The following is a 17943-nucleotide window of genomic DNA, read 5'->3' as shown; positions in this document are numbered from 1 at the left end:
GAGCCGACGCAAACGTTAAGCTTACAATAGCCCCTGGAATATACAGATGTGGCATGCAATGGGGGATAGGTTGAAATAACAAGAGCAGTTTTTTCAACATCCTGATTTGCTTGTGTGCTAAAAGCATATAGATGGGGGATAGCTTGTGCACCACAAACTTGGTATGCGCAAAGAGCGTGCGCTAGAATAGAGGATAATATGAAAAGAAAATTGTGGTTGATGGGTATCTGTATCTGTATACTTATCATTATATTTGCTAAAAACATATATAATCAGTTAAATCAGGACAAGGGGTCAGAGAAAGAAGGTCAGGAAACGGTTCTTCGAAACGGGAATCTAATGACAGTATCGGAAGCTCTTAGGCTGACTGGTTTTCTTGGAATAGGGGAAGAGGCACTGTTAGAAGCTGTTGGTATGACAAAACCGGAAGACAAAGCAGAGGAAGCCTTTTTAAGTTTTAAAGAATGTAGAAGTATTCTGGATTTAGTTTGCCATGAACTTGATATTAATGAACCGGAGGTTATAAATAAACTCGCCTTTGACCTAAAAGACGGAGAAGATAACCAGGAAGTGTTAGCAGAAGAGTATTTAAACCTGTATGAAAGCATTCTTTTAGTCCTGCCAAAAGACAGTGTACCGGTGACAGAAAAAACCATGTTTGTAATCGGAAAGCCAAAGGATTCGGATCCGGATTCAGAAACAACTATGATTACGGACCAGGGAACGTATCAATATCAGAATGTAACCAGTTATGACAGTTTGTATCAACAGGGAGCCCTTAATCTTAACAATACAGGGACAGAAGGGAATCAGGCGGAGGAAACAAAGGACGATCAATCCACAGAAGTGGAGGAGGAGCAGAAAAAGCCATCAGACGGACAGACCTTTGTTCAGGATAATCAATTTTTATTAAAGAATTATATAGACCGCAAAATTGTTGCCATGGTCAGCGGCTCAAACCTAGTATATGTAAAAGCTGTGAAAAAGGAAGAAACAACATTACATAATGTTTATATTACGTCAGGAGAAGGCAGTACCGTAACTGCTTTTTTAAATGATATTACCAGGGATTTTAAAACCAGATATAAGTTGTCCAAAGATATTAAAGGTCAGATTGGTGATCTGGTTGTAGAAGATGGAGAAATTACTAAAATCAGTATCAAGCCTGACAAAATAGGTGGAAAAGTCCTAGTTGCCAATCAGAAATATATTGAAATAGAAGGCTACGGTAAAGTAAATCTGGATGATTATTATAAGATATATAAGATTTATGGTGAGTTATCCATGGAAGTTACCAACAGCATATTAGTTGGTTATGAAGCTACGGATTTTGTAGTAGCAGACGGAAAAATCGTAGCAGCATTGATTAAGGAAACCATTAAAGCAAAAGATATCAGGGTCTTGATTAAGACAGATAATTATGCAGATATTTATCATAATGAGGTTATGCTGACTTCAGATAAAGAATTTACCCTAAAAGCCGGAGATACGGTAAAAACCTATAAGGCTGGTCAAAAAGTAACGGTTAAACTGGATAACAAGCTGTTAAAGAAAGGCAGACTCAGATTTCAGACAAAATCAGAAAGCGGCAAGATAAAGCTGCTATCTATCAATCGGGCAAGTGGTAATCCTGCTTACCGGGGAGCTATAGAGATTTCCTCTGGGAAGGAGGGGTTGATTATTATAAACGAGCTGCCCATTGAAGAATACCTGTATGCAGTTATTCCTAGTGAAATGCCCTCAATCTATGGTCTGGAAGCCTTGAAGGTTCAGGCGATATGTGCCAGAAGTTATGCCTACAATCAGCTATTTGCCAATGGTTACAGCGAATTCGGCGCACATGTAGATGACAGCGTCAGTTATCAGGTCTATAACAACATACCTGAAAATGAGAAAACCATTCTTGCAGTTAAGGATACCTACGGTAAAGTGATTGAATATCAGAATGCCGTCGTAACGGCTTATTATTTCTCCACCTCCTGCGGTCATACAGCTTCTTTAAATGAAGTATGGGGAGGCAGTAGTGCGGATTATCTTCTTGGAAAACTACAGACTACCTATGATGTCGTGAATGGGGAAGCGGTTTATGCATCTACGGTTTCACCTTCAAGCAGTAATCTTTCCACAGAAGATAAGTTCAGAGATTTTATCTTAAAAGCGCCGGACGATACTTATGACAGCAAATTTGCCTGGTACCGGTGGAAGGTGACTATATCAAAAGAGAATTTAAAGAAGTCCATAGATAAGAATCTGGCAAGCCGGTATCAGGCGAATCCGGATTTGATACAGACTCTGGTAGGAGGTAAAGTAAATGATAATCCGAGGTATGAAAGCAAGCCGGTAGATACCATAGGTACCCTTAAGGATATCCTGGTCAGCAAACGGGAAAAAAGCGGAATCTTATCTGCTGTTATATTAGTCGGCTCCGATTGTACCGTAAAGGTTCAGTCCGAATATAATATCAGGACTCTATTAGCTCCGCTTTACGATAAAGTGATAAGGCAGGATGACAGTACCGTATCCGATTTAAGCATGCTGCCAAGTGCATTCTTTATAATAGATAAATCAGGCAAGAGTATCACCTTCCATGGCGGGGGATACGGACATGGTGTAGGTATGAGCCAGAATGGAGTAAAAGCAATGGCAGATTCTGGCAAAGATTATGAAGAAATTATTAAACATTATTATACGGATGTAGAGATCGGATTTATTTATTAGTAGCTATAAGTTCTATTTTTTACAATTATCAGAAGTTTCCGGCGGGTCCTCCAATATATGGACCCGTTCTGCTGATAATTTTCTATTATATTTATACTCTTTCCTATGTTTGAAGAGATACTTAAGATAATAAACCAAATCACCGGAGGATAATACCACATTAATCTCACCACCGATGAACATAATGTACATACAGAAATAAAACCATAACATAAACAGGACAATGGCGGTAAGACTTCCGTACATTCTGGAATAATTACTCATATTATCAATATAAAATGAATATAAATAGGAGAAGCCCATCCATCCGGCAGCAGATACCAAAGCACCGGGCAGCTCTTTATAAACTTTTGTGGTACGGTTTGGAATCACTACATATAGCAGTAAAAAGAAAACCGTAAGTATGAACAAACCGGCAATGGTACGAATACTAATGATTAGAAGGGCGAGATCCTTTAGAATGGGGATTCTGCTTTCAATCCAGACATACAGCCGGTTGCCGAATACCAATATAACCAGGGTTACAATCATCATAAGGGCAAATATAAAAGTATAGACAGAAGAAAGGAAACGAAGTTTAAAGTAACTTCTGGTTTCCCGTATGGCATAGACTGAATTAAGTCCTTTTATAATTGCCACGATTCCCCTGGAAGCCGACCAAAGAGCCGAGATGGCAGTAATAGAGATTATGGTGCCGGAGGCTTTATCATATATTTCAGATATGATGGTGATTATTAAGGAAGTGATACTACTGGGAAAAATCTGTGTTAATGTAGTCATAAGCACACTTTCCCTAATCGGCAGATATTGGAGCAGGGTCAGCAGCAGCATAATAAAAGGGAAAAAAGAAATCATTACAAAAAAAGCTGCCTGAGCTGAAAATGCCGAAATGAAATCATCCGCTACTTTTCTATTGAAGGCCCGAATTATTCTGAAAATTGAAATAGCAATATGCATAATATACCTCGTCTGATATTCCATCTAAAAAGTGTAATATCGTGATTATATTTTAGTATATGTAATCAACGATAACCTTAGTCTAAAAATAAGTTTACTCTACATAATTATACCATTATTTAGCAGGAATGTGTTGGATTTTATAAAGATTTAATTTTAAGCTTCCTATTGACAGGGTTTTTAAAAGATGATAATTTTATATTGAATAAATTAGCGAAAATTGTCGAAATTGGGGGCGAGACAGATTTGCATAATAGTTCAACGGTAAGGACACTAAATCTTTTAGGGGCCGGGTTGAAAAGTTGAACAGTACTTTTATTAACTGCGGCATAGGTAGCTGCAGTTTTTTATTTGTGGATTCTACTAATCCTATAGAACTAGTGTGAAATAAAACATTTCACACTTCTTATTTGGGCAGTATCGCAAGCCAGCTTGCGATATGCATGAGTGTTAGTGTAATAAGTGCATTAGGAAAAAATAAAAAACAGAGGAGTAAAAGTGTTATGAATGTATTGAATAAGCTCAGAATTCGGACCAAATTGATTATTTTATTAGTTTTTATGGTAGGATGCACCTTTTTGATCGGGGTAGTCGGTTATACGTATACGAATAATTCCCATGTAGCGCTTACAAATCTTTACCGGCAAAATCTAATCACGGTAGAACTACTCAGCGATGCAAGAACTCAGGCAAGAGCGAATTATGCCAATGCACAGAAACTGATGTTAATAACGGATTCTGCCAGTAAGGATGAAACCAATGCAGATATTGATAAAAGAAATAATAATATTAAAAAGGATTTTGAAGAATTCCAAAAGACCGATCAGGATGATTATGAAATAAAGCAAATGGAACTAATAAATAAAAAGATGGCGGATTGGAACTTGATTTTTCAAAATATTAGAGATTTGGCAGGCTCCGGAAAAACCGAAGAGGCCATTGGCATCTATGAACAAAAAGGTGAAGCAGTCTTTGAGGATCTGCAGACTAGTATCAGGGACATGGTAGACTATGCAATTACAGAAGCAGATACTATCTATCAGGAAAATAATGCTTCAAACAGGGAAGCCCTCATATTTTTATCCGTTTTAATAGTAAGCATAACCGTTATTTCTATCATATTAGGTGTAATGATTGCCATATCCATTACAAATCCAGTCGCAAAAGCGGTGACACTTATAAAAAAGACGTCCGATCTGGATCTTGTTAATGATGCATCTTTTGAAACAATGTTGAAATATAGAGGAGAAATCGGTGCGATTGTTCGTTCGGTATTTGAAATGAGGAATGCCTTAAGAAATGTGGCAGAAACGATTATTGCTGTCTCGACGGAGCTGGCATCCAATTCCGCGGAGTTATCCGAGTCTACCGACAGCAGTACCAAAACCATCAACCAGGTGGCTAATGCCATTAATGAAATTGCGGAAGGGAATGGTACACAGGCTGAAATGGTAACGAAAACAAGTGCCGCCATGAAAGATATATCCGCCAGTATCGATGAGGTAAATAAAGCCATTGAAACCAATGCAGACAATGCCGGACATTCTCTGGCAATAGTATCAGAAGGACAACAGGCTGTTGATCTTACCATTCTTAGAATGCAGGATAATATTGCCGTTACAAAGGAAGTAGGGGAATCGATCCGCGAATTAAGTGAGTTGATGCTTAAAGTAAATAATATTACCGGACTAATTAATGAAATTGCCTCCCAGACGAATCTCCTTGCTTTAAATGCGGCAATCGAAGCAGCAAGAGCGGGTGAAGCCGGTAAAGGTTTTGCAGTAGTTGCGGAGGAGATAAGAAAACTTGCGGAGGGTTCCTCTACAGCGGTAAAAGAAATAACAGATATTATAAGTGACACGGTTGCCAAAAATAAAGTAGCAGAAGAAAATATGAATAAAGTTAAGGAAATCGTAACAGAACAGGAAAGTGCCGTTAAGGTTACCAAAGAGGTGTTTAGCAAAATTCAAGAATCGGTAGACGATATTGCAAATAAAACAAAAGCTTTGGCAACAGTCATTAATAAGATTGATACTTCCTCCAGAGAAATTGCATATCAGACCCAGGATATGGCAGCCGTTGCACAAGAAGCAGCGGCAAGTTCGGAAGAAATATCCGCTTCCAGTGAAGAACAGTTAGCTTCCATGGAATTAATATCCAAAGCATCTGCTGCATTATCAGAGATGGCAGTTGAATTAAAAAGTGAAATCAGCAAATTCCACATTTAATTAAGAACATCTTCATAAACTTACATAAAGGGCGTATTGCATAACTAAAATAAAAAATTAGTGATGCAATGCGTCCATTTTTATAGAGAAGATTAAGATACCTTTACATAAAACCGTACCACTTTAATTATCTTTTTGAAGGCTTTATCCGCTTCGTAAATCGCCCCATGGCTTATTTCATTTTCTTCTTACCTTGTAAGGACGCATCATTTCATTGTCTTCATGATCCAGAATATGGCAGTGCCAGACATAACCGGGTCCATAAGACGGATCAAAAGGAAATAGGTTCAGTCCTGGTCTTGAATCTTTGGCAGGAACATCCTGAGGAGCAAAACGCACAAGGATTCGGGTAACCTGACCGGGATTCATACGAATGGTATCCTTCCAGCCTGTTTCATTAGGATCGGGAGGTAAGGGTTTACCACACAGATAAGGAGCGATTTCTACAATACGGGTTGGATGGTCAAGGGGAGGTGTACCGTTCTCGTTAAGCCATTTATTTGCATAACTGCCAGTATCCATAAATTGCCGGTCTAATAACTGGAACTGTATCAGGTGCAGGTGGATAGGATGTGTATCCTGGGTCAGGTTGACGATTTCCCATTCTTCTGTGGAGCCGGTTAAAGGAACCTCCGTGATAGGTGCACTCCATGTTTGACCGTCCAAAAGAACTTCTAAAGGTCCATTAGGTCCCCCTACCTCATATAACGTAAGAATTCTTTTTGGTGAATCCGGTATCAGGACAGGTATTTTGTTTAAACAAGCTGGTAATTCAGATGGTTTCTCAGGAGCAGGAACGTTTTGGGGTACACTAAACTGCATGATTTGCCCGGTGGTTTCAGGATCTGGAGCCGTACCGCCTGGATATGGTGCATTTGCGTCATTGAGTAAAAGTACCTTAGTACCGGGCTTAAGAGGTGAAAAATCAATCAGAACATCCGCTCTTTCAGCGGGTGCCAGCAATAAGGAATCCAGTACTACAGGGTGAGGGAGGAAACCACCGTCACTGCCGATTTGAACCATTTTTAAACCTTCCGTTAATTTTAGATTATAAAATCGTGCATTAGAACCATTTAATAGGCGAAAACGGTATTGACAGAGCTTAACATTAAGGTTTGGCCATACCTTGCCATTTACCACAATGGTATCTCCAAAGAATTCCGGCATCCAGTAAGGATGCACTTCGCTATTATCTCCTTCCTGATTAAATAATAAGGAGCCATCCTCTGAAAATGAGCGGTCTTGTATAACAATCGGTATTTCATAACTGCCATGGGGTAGTATATATCTGTTATTTGATGGGGTGCAATTTTGTTTTCTTCTACAGGTACGAAGCAGATAAAAACCGGAAAGCCCAGCATAGACATTGAGCCTGGTTACCCCTAATGCATGGTCGTGGTACCAAAGGGCAGCAGCCTCCTGACTGTTTGGATAAGTATACCAATCCGTTACATATTTGCTGCCGGTTTTACCATTCGCCGTATACCAGGCTTCCGGGTGTCCGTCATAAATGGAGGATACTTCTCCGCCATGCAGGTGAGTTACGGTAGGAACCGGCTGTCCGGCCTCTTTAAATCCCGGAGGAAATAAAGGCCAGGGCTTTGGAGGATCCATAGGCATATCATTGGGATTTGCCCAATGAAGGGTTGGATCAACTGCAAAAAGACTGGGATTTTTTAAACAGTTGTTCCACTTTACAGTAACCGGGATGTTTTGCCGTGCTTCAAAGGTAGCACCGGGATAACTGATAGAATACCTGGTATATCCTTTGTCGGGATCTTTAATAAGTCCTCCGTAACCCCATACGGTAGTGAGGGGGAAACCCTCCGGAAGTATCTGTTGTTTGAATTCACGAATATCGATTTGGTATATATGCCTCTTTTTTTTCCCAAAATCATAGTCCTCTTTATTCCCCTTGGTTTTGTCCGTCACGATATAAGGCGCATAGACTGGGGGTTTTACTAACTGATTTTTAAATTTCGGAACAACAGCCGGATTAAGTTTTGATATTGTCTCACTGTTTTTTACTTTGATTTTTTCTGTTTTCTTTATGAATCCGGCTGCTTTTGCTGCGTAATAATGGGCGGCTGTTTTAAAATGTAATTGCCACATAATATTCTCCTCTCTTTGTCATTTGATATAACATAATATGTCGTTTTATGGTGCAAAGTTACAGGAAAAAATTTGCATTGTATTGACAAATTAACTAAAAAGTGGTAGATTATATGTAAACAATTTGTTGTTTATGTCGATAAAAATGATATGAATCAATGCATTAAGCATAAGAATCGCACAAAAAACCCGGACATATTTCGATGAACTTCTTATGTTTGCCATGAACCAAGTGATATTGCACTATTACAGTTGTGGGCCGGGTTGAATAGCAATTTATAAACTGTGGCATAAGCTGCAGTTTTTTTATGCAAGGTGCGATTACTTCTTTTTGCATAAAAAATACTCTCAAAAGGCTCAAAAAAACAAAAGGAGTATATAATTATGAACGTGTTAAACAAACTAAAGATTCGAATTAAGCTGGTCATTTTAGTTACTTTTATGGTGGGGTGCACCTTTGTGATTGGGTTAATTGGCTACAAGTATACGAAACAATCCCAGGAAGCATTAACCAATATCTACAAGGATAATCTTATAACCATTGAACTGCTCAGTGACGCAAGTACACAGATAAGCGCTAATTTTTCCAATATACAAAAGCTGATGATCTTAACAGATGCAGCCTCCCAGAAAAAAACCAATGCCGATATAGACGCAAGGCTGGAAACTTTAAATAAGAACCTGGAGGCATATAAAAACACCAATCTGGATGCCTATGAGGTAACCCAGATGGGAGAGTTTACACAAAAATATGCAGCCTGGGAATCCGTTTTTAAAAAATTAAGAGATTATACCGGCAACGGTAGAACAATAGAAGCACTAAACGTATATCAGCAGACCGGAGAAACGGCTTTTGCGAACCTGCAGAAAAGCATCGGAACTTTAGTGGACTATAACATAAGAGAAGCAGATACGATCTATCTTAAGAATAATACCTCCGCCAGGGAGGCAATCGTGTTTTTGTCCATTCTTATTGTAAGTATAACATTGCTAAGCATCATATTAGGGATACTAATAACAAATTCCATTACGAAACCGATAACTGGAGTTGTATCCTTTATTAAAAAAACCTCTGATTTAGACCTTGTCTATGATCCTGACTTTGAAGCACTTATGAAATATAAAGGGGAAATAGGCGCCATTGTGGACTCTGTTTTCGATATGAGGAAAGCCTTAAGAAGCATAGCTGTTAAAATAACTGCCGTATCCGGTGATCTGGCGGTGAATTCCCAGGAATTATTTGATTCAACCGATGAAAGTACGAAAACCATCAATCAGGTAGTAAATGCTATTAGCGAAATTGCAGAAGGCAACGGCACCCAGGCTGAGATGGTTACCAAAACCAATTCCACTATGAAAGAAATATCTGGAAGAATTGCGGAAGTCAACAAAGCAATCATCACCAATGCGGACAATGCAGAACAATCCTTAGATATCGTAGCCCAGGGTCAAAAAGCTGTGGACTTAAATCTCCTAAAAATGCAGGACAATCTTAACGTTACCGCGCAAGTCGGAGCTTCGATCCAAGAATTAAGTGAATTAATGCTAAAGGTAAATACCATAACCGGAGTAATCAATGAAATAGCTTCCCAGACAAACCTTCTAGCCTTAAATGCGGCAATCGAAGCCGCAAGGGCAGGAGAAGCCGGCAAAGGCTTTGCAGTGGTTGCCGAAGAAATCAAAAAGCTTGCAGAAGGTTCATCAGCCGCAGTAAATGAAATCACAGAAATAATCAACAATACCGTTGCCAAGAACAAAGTAGCGAAAGAAAATATGGATAAAGTAAAAGAAATTGTTTCAGAACAAGAGAAAGCAGTAAATCTAACAAAAGACATGTTTGGAAAAATCAAAGAAACCGTGGAAGATATTGTAGGAAAAACCAAGACCTCCGCTGGCTTAATCAAAAAAATAGATACGGCCACAAAAGAAATCTCAATACAGACTCAGGACATGGCCGCAGTAGCAGAAGAAGCAGCCGCAAGTTCCGAAGAAATATCCGCCTCCAGCGAAGAACAACTAACCTCCATGGAACAAATTTCAAGTGCATCCGGTAAATTATCTTCCATGGCCGGTGAACTAAAAGAAGAAATCTCTAAATTTAAAATATAGAGTGCAAAGCTTATCACATAGCCAAAGTTAAAGCCAAAGACTTAGTCAAATCTGAAGATTTATATAAAGATAAGCATAAAGAAGCTAAAAATATAGATAAACCTAAAGATTTAAGTATCCATAACTAAAATCATTTAGTAGGATGTCTGAAAATAGGTCACTACTCAATAATGTGTTCATTGTAATGGAGACATTATAGACCAAAAGAAAAAACAAAAGACTAAAACAAACCCAAAAGACAAAAACAAAACCAAGACAAGTTTAACCCAAAGACTAAGGCAGTATTCTGGTATGCTTGTAATTGTTTGGTATCGGGAAGGTTCCTCATGACACTTAAACTCGGGTGAGTTGCGCTGCTATAAGCAGCTCACCCGAGTTTCTAGTGTCATGAGGGTTCTTTCCCTACCAAACAATTACAAGCATACCAGAATACTGCCGCCCCTTTAAACAAATCTACGTCAAAACAAAAAAAAGTAAACCCTTGACAAGAAAAAAAATTATGCTACAATGAGTCATATACGACAAAGGCTGTGAAGGTGCAATGCATCATGCATACCAGATAATTATTTTCTATCAGAGAGAGGAAGTCACCGGCTGAAAGCTTCCTTAAGTTCAGATAATTATTGATATTCCCACCGGAGCCTCATCTTTGAACCTTAGTAGGAGATGACGTTTAGGCACGTTACGCTGACTTAAAGAGCTTATGTAATAAGAGGATAATCAAATCTTATTAGATAGGAATTTGGGTGGTACCGCGGAATTACACATAAAAAGGTGTGTAATATCATATTTGATATTTAATCCGTCCCTGTTTTTTTCAGGGGCGTTTTTTTATGTTTACGGATATGCAATTGTGTTAAACTTGTAAAAATCTGATAGCTGACCGGTATATGAAAAGAACTGTCCCGAAGTTAATGGAAAGAAAGACAATGTGTTTAAAAAGGGCGCTAGTGTGAAATAAAGAACATTTCACACCCCTGAGTTGTATGTGTGCTAAATCACACAGATGGGAGCAGCAAGTTTGTGCATGCGCACCACAAACTTGGTATGTGCAAAGAGCGTGCGCAAGAAAAGAGGTTAACATGAAAGAAAAATTAAAAGCCATTGTAGATGAAGCATTAGAGAAAATCAAAGCTTCCGAAGAGTTAGACAAATTAAATGAAATCCGTGTCGCATTTTTAGGCAAAAAAGGTGAACTGACAGAAATTTTAAAATCCATGAAAGATGTAGCTCCAGAGGACAGACCGGTTATCGGACAATTAGTGAATGAAGCCAGAAGTACGCTGGAAGAAAAATTAGAAGAGAAAAAGAATTATTTTGCAAAAAAAATAAGAGAAGAACAAATCCTTAAGGAAACCATCGATGTTACCCTTCCGGCGAAGAAACCCATGGTTGGTCATCGTCATCCCAATTCCATTGCTCTTGAGGAAGTAGAGAGAATCTTTGTGGGAATGGGCTATGAAGTAGTGGAAGGTCCGGAAGTGGAATACGATTATTATAATTTTGAAGCCTTAAATATTCCGGCAAACCATCCGGCTAAGGATGAACAGGATACCTTCTATGTAAACAGTAATATTTTGCTTAGAACTCAGACTTCACCGGTACAGGTAAGAGAGATGGAAAAAGGCAAACTCCCTATCAGATTAATTGCACCCGGCCGGGTATTTCGTTCCGATGAAGTGGATGCCACCCATTCCCCGAGCTTTCATCAAATCGAAGGACTGGTTATTGATAAGAACATTACTTTTTCCGATTTAAAAGGAACCCTGGCAGAATTTGCAAAACAGTTATTTGGAGAAGATACTAAGGTAAAATTCAGACCCCATCACTTCCCATTCACCGAACCAAGTGCCGAAGTGGATGTTACCTGCTTTAAATGCGGCGGTAAAGGCTGCCGTTTCTGCAAAGGCTCCGGCTGGATTGAAATCTTAGGCTGCGGCATGGTACATCCGAAAGTCCTTGAGATGAGCGGTATTGATCCCAATGAATATACTGGTTTTGCTTTTGGTGTAGGGTTAGAACGTATTGCTTTATTAAAGTATGAAATTGATGATATGAGATTGCTTTATGAAAATGATGTCAGATTCTTAAAACAATTTTAATTCATTCGATAAGTACGGTTTGGTTATAAGTGTGTTATAAAATTATGTTTACTAAGAAGACATGTAGTTCAATTTAATTATTTGGATAGATTCATATAGATTTATACGAGGAGGTTTATTGGAATGAATACACCATTATCATGGATAAAAGCATATGTACCGGAACTGGACGTAACTGCGAAAGAATACACTGACAGCATGACCTTAAGCGGTACAAAAGTAGAAGGTTATGAAGAGTTGGATGCCGATCTGGATAAAATCGTGGTTGGTAAAATATTAAAGATTGAAAGACATCCGGATGCGGATAAATTAATTGTTTGTCAGGTTCAGATTACGAAAGAGGGCGAAACCGTTCAGATCGTAACCGGAGCTCCCAATGTAGCTGAGGGGGACATTGTCCCTGTGGTCCTTGACGGAGGCCGTGTTGCAGGAGGTCACGACGGGAATAAGACACCTGGTGGGATTAAGATTAAAAAAGGTAAATTAAGAGGCATTGAATCTTGTGGTATGATGTGTTCCATAGAGGAATTAGGTTCCAGTAAAGAGATGTATACAGATGCACCGGACAACGGAATCTACATCTTTAGTAATAACAAAGAATATGACGGCATCGAAATCGGTTCCAGTGCGGTAAAAGCCCTTGGTCTTAATGATGTAGTATTTGAATATGAAGTTACTTCAAACCGGGTAGACTGCTTTGGTGTATTGGGAATTGCAAGGGAAGCCGCCGCAACCTTTGGACGGGAATTCATACCTCCGGTTATTAAGGAAACCGGCAATCAGGAGAAAACCTCTGATTATATTTCCGTTGAAATCGAAGCGAAAGACCTTTGCAGCCGTTATGTAGGAAGAGTAGTTAAGAATATCAAATTGGCACCCTCTCCCTTATGGATGCAGAGAAGACTTGCTGCCTGCGGAATCCGCCCTATCAATAACCTGGTGGATATCACGAATTATGTAATGGAAGAGTACTCCCAGCCGATGCATGCTTATGACCTTGATTTAGTTGCCGGTAAGAAAATTATCGTTCGCAGAGGTAAGGATGGAGAAGAATTCCAGACCTTGGACGGACAGGTAAGAAAAGTGGATTCCTCAATCTTAATGATCTGCGATGCAGAGAAACCCGTTGGGATTGCAGGTATTATGGGCGGAGAAAATTCAAAGATTACAGATGAAGTAAAGAATGTATTATTTGAAGCAGCCTGCTTTAACGGAACCAATATCCGTCTGTCCGGTAAAAAATTAGGACTTAGGACCGATGCAGCAGCTAAATTCGAAAAGGGCTTGGATCCCAATACCGCCATGGAAGCCATTAACCGTGCCTGCCAGTTAATTGAAGAACTTGGTGCAGGTGAAGTAGTGGGAGGAGCTGTTGATGTTTATCCTGAGGTAAGAACGTCCAGAAGAATACCGTTTAGTCCAGAGAGAACCAATAAAATACTGGGTACTAAGTTAAGCAAAGAAACGATGCTTGGTTATTTTAAGAAGATAGATTTAGGATATGATGAAGCAACCGGAGAAGTCATAGTACCCAGTTGGAGACAGGATGTGGGGGGTCAGGCGGATTTGGATGAAGAAGTTGCCCGTTTCTTTGGCTATGATAATATCCCAACGACTCTGCCTACCGGAGAAGCCACTACAGGAAAACTTTCCTTTAAATTACGAATTGAAAATGCCGCAAGGAATATTGCCGAACAGTTTGGCTTTAACGAAGGCATGAATTATTCCTTTGAAAGTCCCAAAGTATATGATAAACTATTAATTCCGGAAGGGGATAAGCTAAGGGATAATGTGGTTATATCCAATCCGTTGGGAGAAGATTTCAGTATCATGAGGACCATTTCCTTAAATGGTATGTTAAACTCCTTATCCACTAATTTTAACAGAAGGAATAAGAATGTCCGTCTGTATGAACTTGGTAATATCTATCTGCCAAAGGCTCTTCCGATTACGGAACTTCCGGAGGAGAGAATCCAGTTTACGCTTGGAATGTACGGAGAAGGAGATTTCTTTGACTTAAAAGGTGTAATCGAAGAATATCTGGAAAAAATAGGGATGAAGAAACTGGTGTCTTATGATCCAAAAGCCGGCAAACCTTATCTTCATCCGGGTCGCCAGGCGAATATCATCTATGATAATACGGTAATTGGTTATATCGGAGAAGTACATCCGGAGGTATTAGATAATTATGATATCGGTGACAAAGCATATGTTGCCGTACTAGATATGCCAGAAGTGGTTGCCCGGGCAACTTTTGATGTGAAATACGAAGGAATCGCCAAATATCCTGCGGTTACCAGAGATATCAGTATGGTTATGTCCAAGGATATCTTAGCCGGCGATGTGGAAGCGGTTATTCGTAAAAATGGCGGACAGATTTTAGAAAGCTACCGCTTATTTGATATATACGAAGGCAGCCAGATCAAGGAGGGGCATAAGTCTATGGCGTATTCTATTAGCTTTAGAGCAAAGGATAGAACCCTTGAAGATAAGGATATAACAGAAGTTTTAAATAAGATCTTAAGCGGTTTAAGTAAATTGGGAATCGAACTGAGACAATAAATCCGTCAAGAGGCTGCTGTAAAATTAAATTGTAAACACGTCAATTCCACAAAGAAATGAGTGGTAAAGGCGGTCAGCAGTATTCTGGTAATAATATTTTTGAAGGGAAAGAACCCTCATGTCATCAATAACTTGGTGAACTGCTAAAGGCAGGTGGAAAAGAGTAAAACTTAAAAACGTTAAAAGTCTCATCTGACAGTTACTCTTATCCGCCCCTACGCAGTTTTCCAAATTAAGTGACATGAGGGTTCTTTCCAGCACAAAAATATTATATGCATACCAGGATACTGCCTTAGTTATGGAATTATCTTTCTTCCTTCGTATGCCATGAACTGCAAATTTGCAGCAGTTCCTTCTTATATTTCTCTTATGAATAGCCGATAACATAAATACTGGGTAAATATTTAATCATTTAGACTAAATTTTGACAAAAATGGATATTAATCTATTATCAGGAAATATAATAGATGGTTAAAACCACTCTGCATATTTTATTTACAAATGAGAAGGAGGAGACAAAATGAAGAAATATCTGCTTAAATGGAAGACATTCTTGTTGGCGGTCATCATGGCAATAGCCTTGCTTCCAGCCGGTACGGTTTCTGTCTTTGCAGCGGCAAAGCCAGCCATGTCGGTGACGAATAAAACTGTAATCGGAATTGATCAGGAATTTAAATTATCCATTAAGAACGTAACCAAATCCAAAGTAAAATCAACCAGTTGGTCTTCCACGAATAAAAAGGTGGTAGTTGTTGACGGAGGAGAAGTGACTTCCGTGGGCAAAGGAACCGCCACCGTAAAGTGTAAGATAACTTATAAAAATAAAACGACCAAAACCTTGTCCTGCAAGGTAACGGTAAAGATTCCTGCCACGGCTGTGGAGATTACCAATGCTCAGGATGATCTTACCAACAATAGCAGGCAGGTTATTGCAGTGGGGGATTCCTATGATTTTAACAGCGTACTTACTCCCTCCAATGCAGATAACTATATAACCTATTCCATCAGCAATACCGATTGTGCCACAGTAGACTATAAAGGTATTGTCAGAGGAAAAAAGCCTGGCTTTGTAACCTTAACGGCAAGAGCAAAACTTACAAAACCTGCGGCCTATAAGAATAATCTGGATCAAGTACTGGACTTAAAAGACAGCATCAATCTAGAGATTGTTTCGAAAACCGCAAAAGTAACGGATGTGAAATTAACAGATACCACAACCCTTACAGTTACCTTTGACAAAGCAATGGATGTGAAATCCTTGTTAAATGATCAGAATCAGCTTTTAAGCAATATCATTATTACCACCAAATCAGATAAGAATGGTGTGATTGCAAGCAGCCTGGGTACTCTGACAGGAAGTCTTTCCTCAGACGGCAAGATCTTAACGATTAAGACTACCGGTTACTTTAACGGTTTATATGGAATAAAATTTACAACGGGTATCCTGACAAAAGACCAGGAACCGTTAATGGAATATTTTAAAGAATTAGCCCTGTATGACACCACAGCACCAACCTATAAAAATTATGTGGTGGATGATACCGGTCTTATTGCCACAATTAACTTTAGTGAGGCTATGGACTTTAGCGGCTTGAAGATTGAAACGGTACAGCAGGCTTCCTCCAATACGGCGGCAAAATCCACTACCATCAACAGATTAAGCCAGAAAACCAATTATAAGGCGTCAGATGACGGCAAATCCTTAGTTATTGATCTGACACTGATATCCACCTTAGATTATAACAAGCAGTTTATGGTAGTGTTCTCAGGTCTTAAAGACAGAGCGGGCAATTATCCGCCAAATGACCGGATCACGACTTATGTAGGAACAGATACTGCTCCGAAACCTCAGGCACAGCTGATATCCTTAATACGTACGGATGGCAATACCTTAACAGCAACCTTTACAAGATCAATTAAGAGTCCGGGAAGCGTAATGTTAAGCAACGGCATGAACATACCTGGTAAGGTCAAAGAAGACAATACAAAACAGGTTATTTATACCCTGGATCCAAACTCAGCTAAACTTTACGGTAAACAGGATGTATATATCGGTTTCTGGGACAGCTATAATGTAATTGCCAACGATACATCGGCGAATACCTATAAGAAAGTTGAAGTAAACTTTACAATAGTTGCTGAAATTCCGGAGCTGCAGGATTTCAGGCTTGATGTTGAAACTTATGACAGCGGTCCGATTTACAGTCTGGTATTGACCTACAATAAAGATGTTGACCTCATTAGCAAAAATGGAGTATTAAAAGCCAGATTTATACCTAACGTCGGAAACTACCCGGGTGATTATTACATCGGATATACCGCAGAAGCCAATGGCTCGGTCGTTACTTTAGTACTCAATAGCAGTGATATGAATCAGGCCGGCACGTTCATTGTTACCCTTCCGGAAGATTTTGTTTCAGATGGCTACGGTAATACAAGCATTGAAGAGACAGTGAAGCTGGTAAGTACGGAAGGTACCTCTACCGCCTTACCAAAACCAAGGGCAATCGTTCAGTCTAATGACGATGCAAGTACTATCTATATATCCTTTGGTAATAAGCTGGATGAAACCACGGCACAGAATATAAATAATTATAGTGTGGCAGGTGCTTCCATTATCAGCGCAGAACTGACGGATAACACCACTACCGGTGCAACAGTAAAATTAACACTGGCACCGAACAGTATTACGGAATCCAATAAATATTCCATAAGCATATACGGAATTACCGGATATCATAATACCTATTCAGTAATGGAACCTTACAACGCAATGGTTTACCTCCGCAAGAATTCAGGTCCCGGATATGTGACAAATAATTATACCAATCCGGATAAAATAATCCTGACCTTTAGCGAGAATCTATCGGGAACAGCCAGTTTCCAGGCGTTTCAAAATGGTGTGGACATGGTGGAAAACTGTGTGATAAGCGGCAAGAATATAATTATTACTTTAGTAGACCTGCCCGTTAAGAATATTCCGATTACTGTTACACCAACCAGTGCTAACCATATCACTGATATCTATGGCAATGAAATAGGAACGTTGCCGACTATTCAGGTGATACCTACATATTAATCATACTAGCTGACTAAACTAAGGGGATTTTGCCAAACAGCTTAAAGGCTGTGGGGCAAAATCCTCTTTTGCAGGT

General features: G+C 39.3%; 8 protein-coding genes. 6 read left to right on the top strand and 2 right to left on the bottom strand.

All coding sequences use genetic code 11. From position 1 onward, the window contains the following. The first annotated feature begins 198 nt into the window (after positions 1–198). On the top strand, positions 199–2718 hold the full coding sequence (locus QA584_RS21785; protein ID WP_278271211.1) for a SpoIID/LytB domain-containing protein: 2520 nt from the start codon (positions 199–201) through the stop codon (positions 2716–2718). Between the two features lie 12 nt (positions 2719–2730). On the opposite strand, the gene QA584_RS21780 is transcribed toward QA584_RS21785, so the two are convergent. After that, positions 2731–3675, bottom strand: coding sequence for a YihY/virulence factor BrkB family protein (locus QA584_RS21780; RefSeq protein WP_278271210.1), 945 nt, complete (start codon positions 3673–3675; stop codon positions 2731–2733). A gap of 503 nt (positions 3676–4178) precedes the next feature. On the opposite strand from QA584_RS21780, the gene QA584_RS21775 reads away from it, so the two are divergent. Next, positions 4179–5903, top strand: a complete 1725-nt coding sequence (locus tag QA584_RS21775; RefSeq protein ID WP_278271209.1) for a methyl-accepting chemotaxis protein — start codon at positions 4179–4181, stop codon at positions 5901–5903. A gap of 177 nt (positions 5904–6080) precedes the next feature. Here QA584_RS21775 and QA584_RS21770 read toward each other — a convergent pair whose 3' ends face one another. Then, a complete protein-coding gene (locus tag QA584_RS21770) occupies positions 6081–8015 on the bottom strand; it encodes a multicopper oxidase family protein (protein ID WP_278271208.1) in 1935 nt (644 codons plus the stop codon). Between the two features lie 384 nt (positions 8016–8399). On the opposite strand from QA584_RS21770, the gene QA584_RS21765 reads away from it, so the two are divergent. The 4 genes from QA584_RS21765 (at position 8400) to QA584_RS21750 (ending at position 17867) form a co-directional block, all read left to right on the top strand. Beyond that, complete coding sequence (locus tag QA584_RS21765; RefSeq protein ID WP_278271207.1) at positions 8400–10124, top strand: methyl-accepting chemotaxis protein; 1725 nt, start codon at positions 8400–8402, stop codon at positions 10122–10124. Positions 10125–11206: 1082 nt separating this feature from the next. Continuing rightward, a complete protein-coding gene (gene pheS / locus QA584_RS21760; RefSeq protein ID WP_278271206.1) occupies positions 11207–12226 on the top strand; it encodes a phenylalanine--tRNA ligase subunit alpha in 1020 nt (339 codons plus the stop codon). A gap of 123 nt (positions 12227–12349) precedes the next feature. Beyond that, complete coding sequence (gene pheT, locus QA584_RS21755) at positions 12350–14788, top strand: phenylalanine--tRNA ligase subunit beta (RefSeq protein WP_278271205.1); 2439 nt, start codon at positions 12350–12352, stop codon at positions 14786–14788. 520 nt (positions 14789–15308) lie between these two features. Next, on the top strand, positions 15309–17867 hold the full coding sequence (locus tag QA584_RS21750; protein WP_278271204.1) for an Ig-like domain-containing protein: 2559 nt from the start codon (positions 15309–15311) through the stop codon (positions 17865–17867). Positions 17868–17943: the final 76 nt, after the last annotated feature.

The organism is Anaerocolumna sp. AGMB13025, from assembly GCF_029689925.1.
In the GTDB taxonomy this organism is placed as follows: domain Bacteria; phylum Bacillota; class Clostridia; order Lachnospirales; family Lachnospiraceae; genus Anaerocolumna.
Note: the sequence above shows the minus strand (reverse complement) of the source record. Positions and strands in the feature narration are given on the sequence as shown.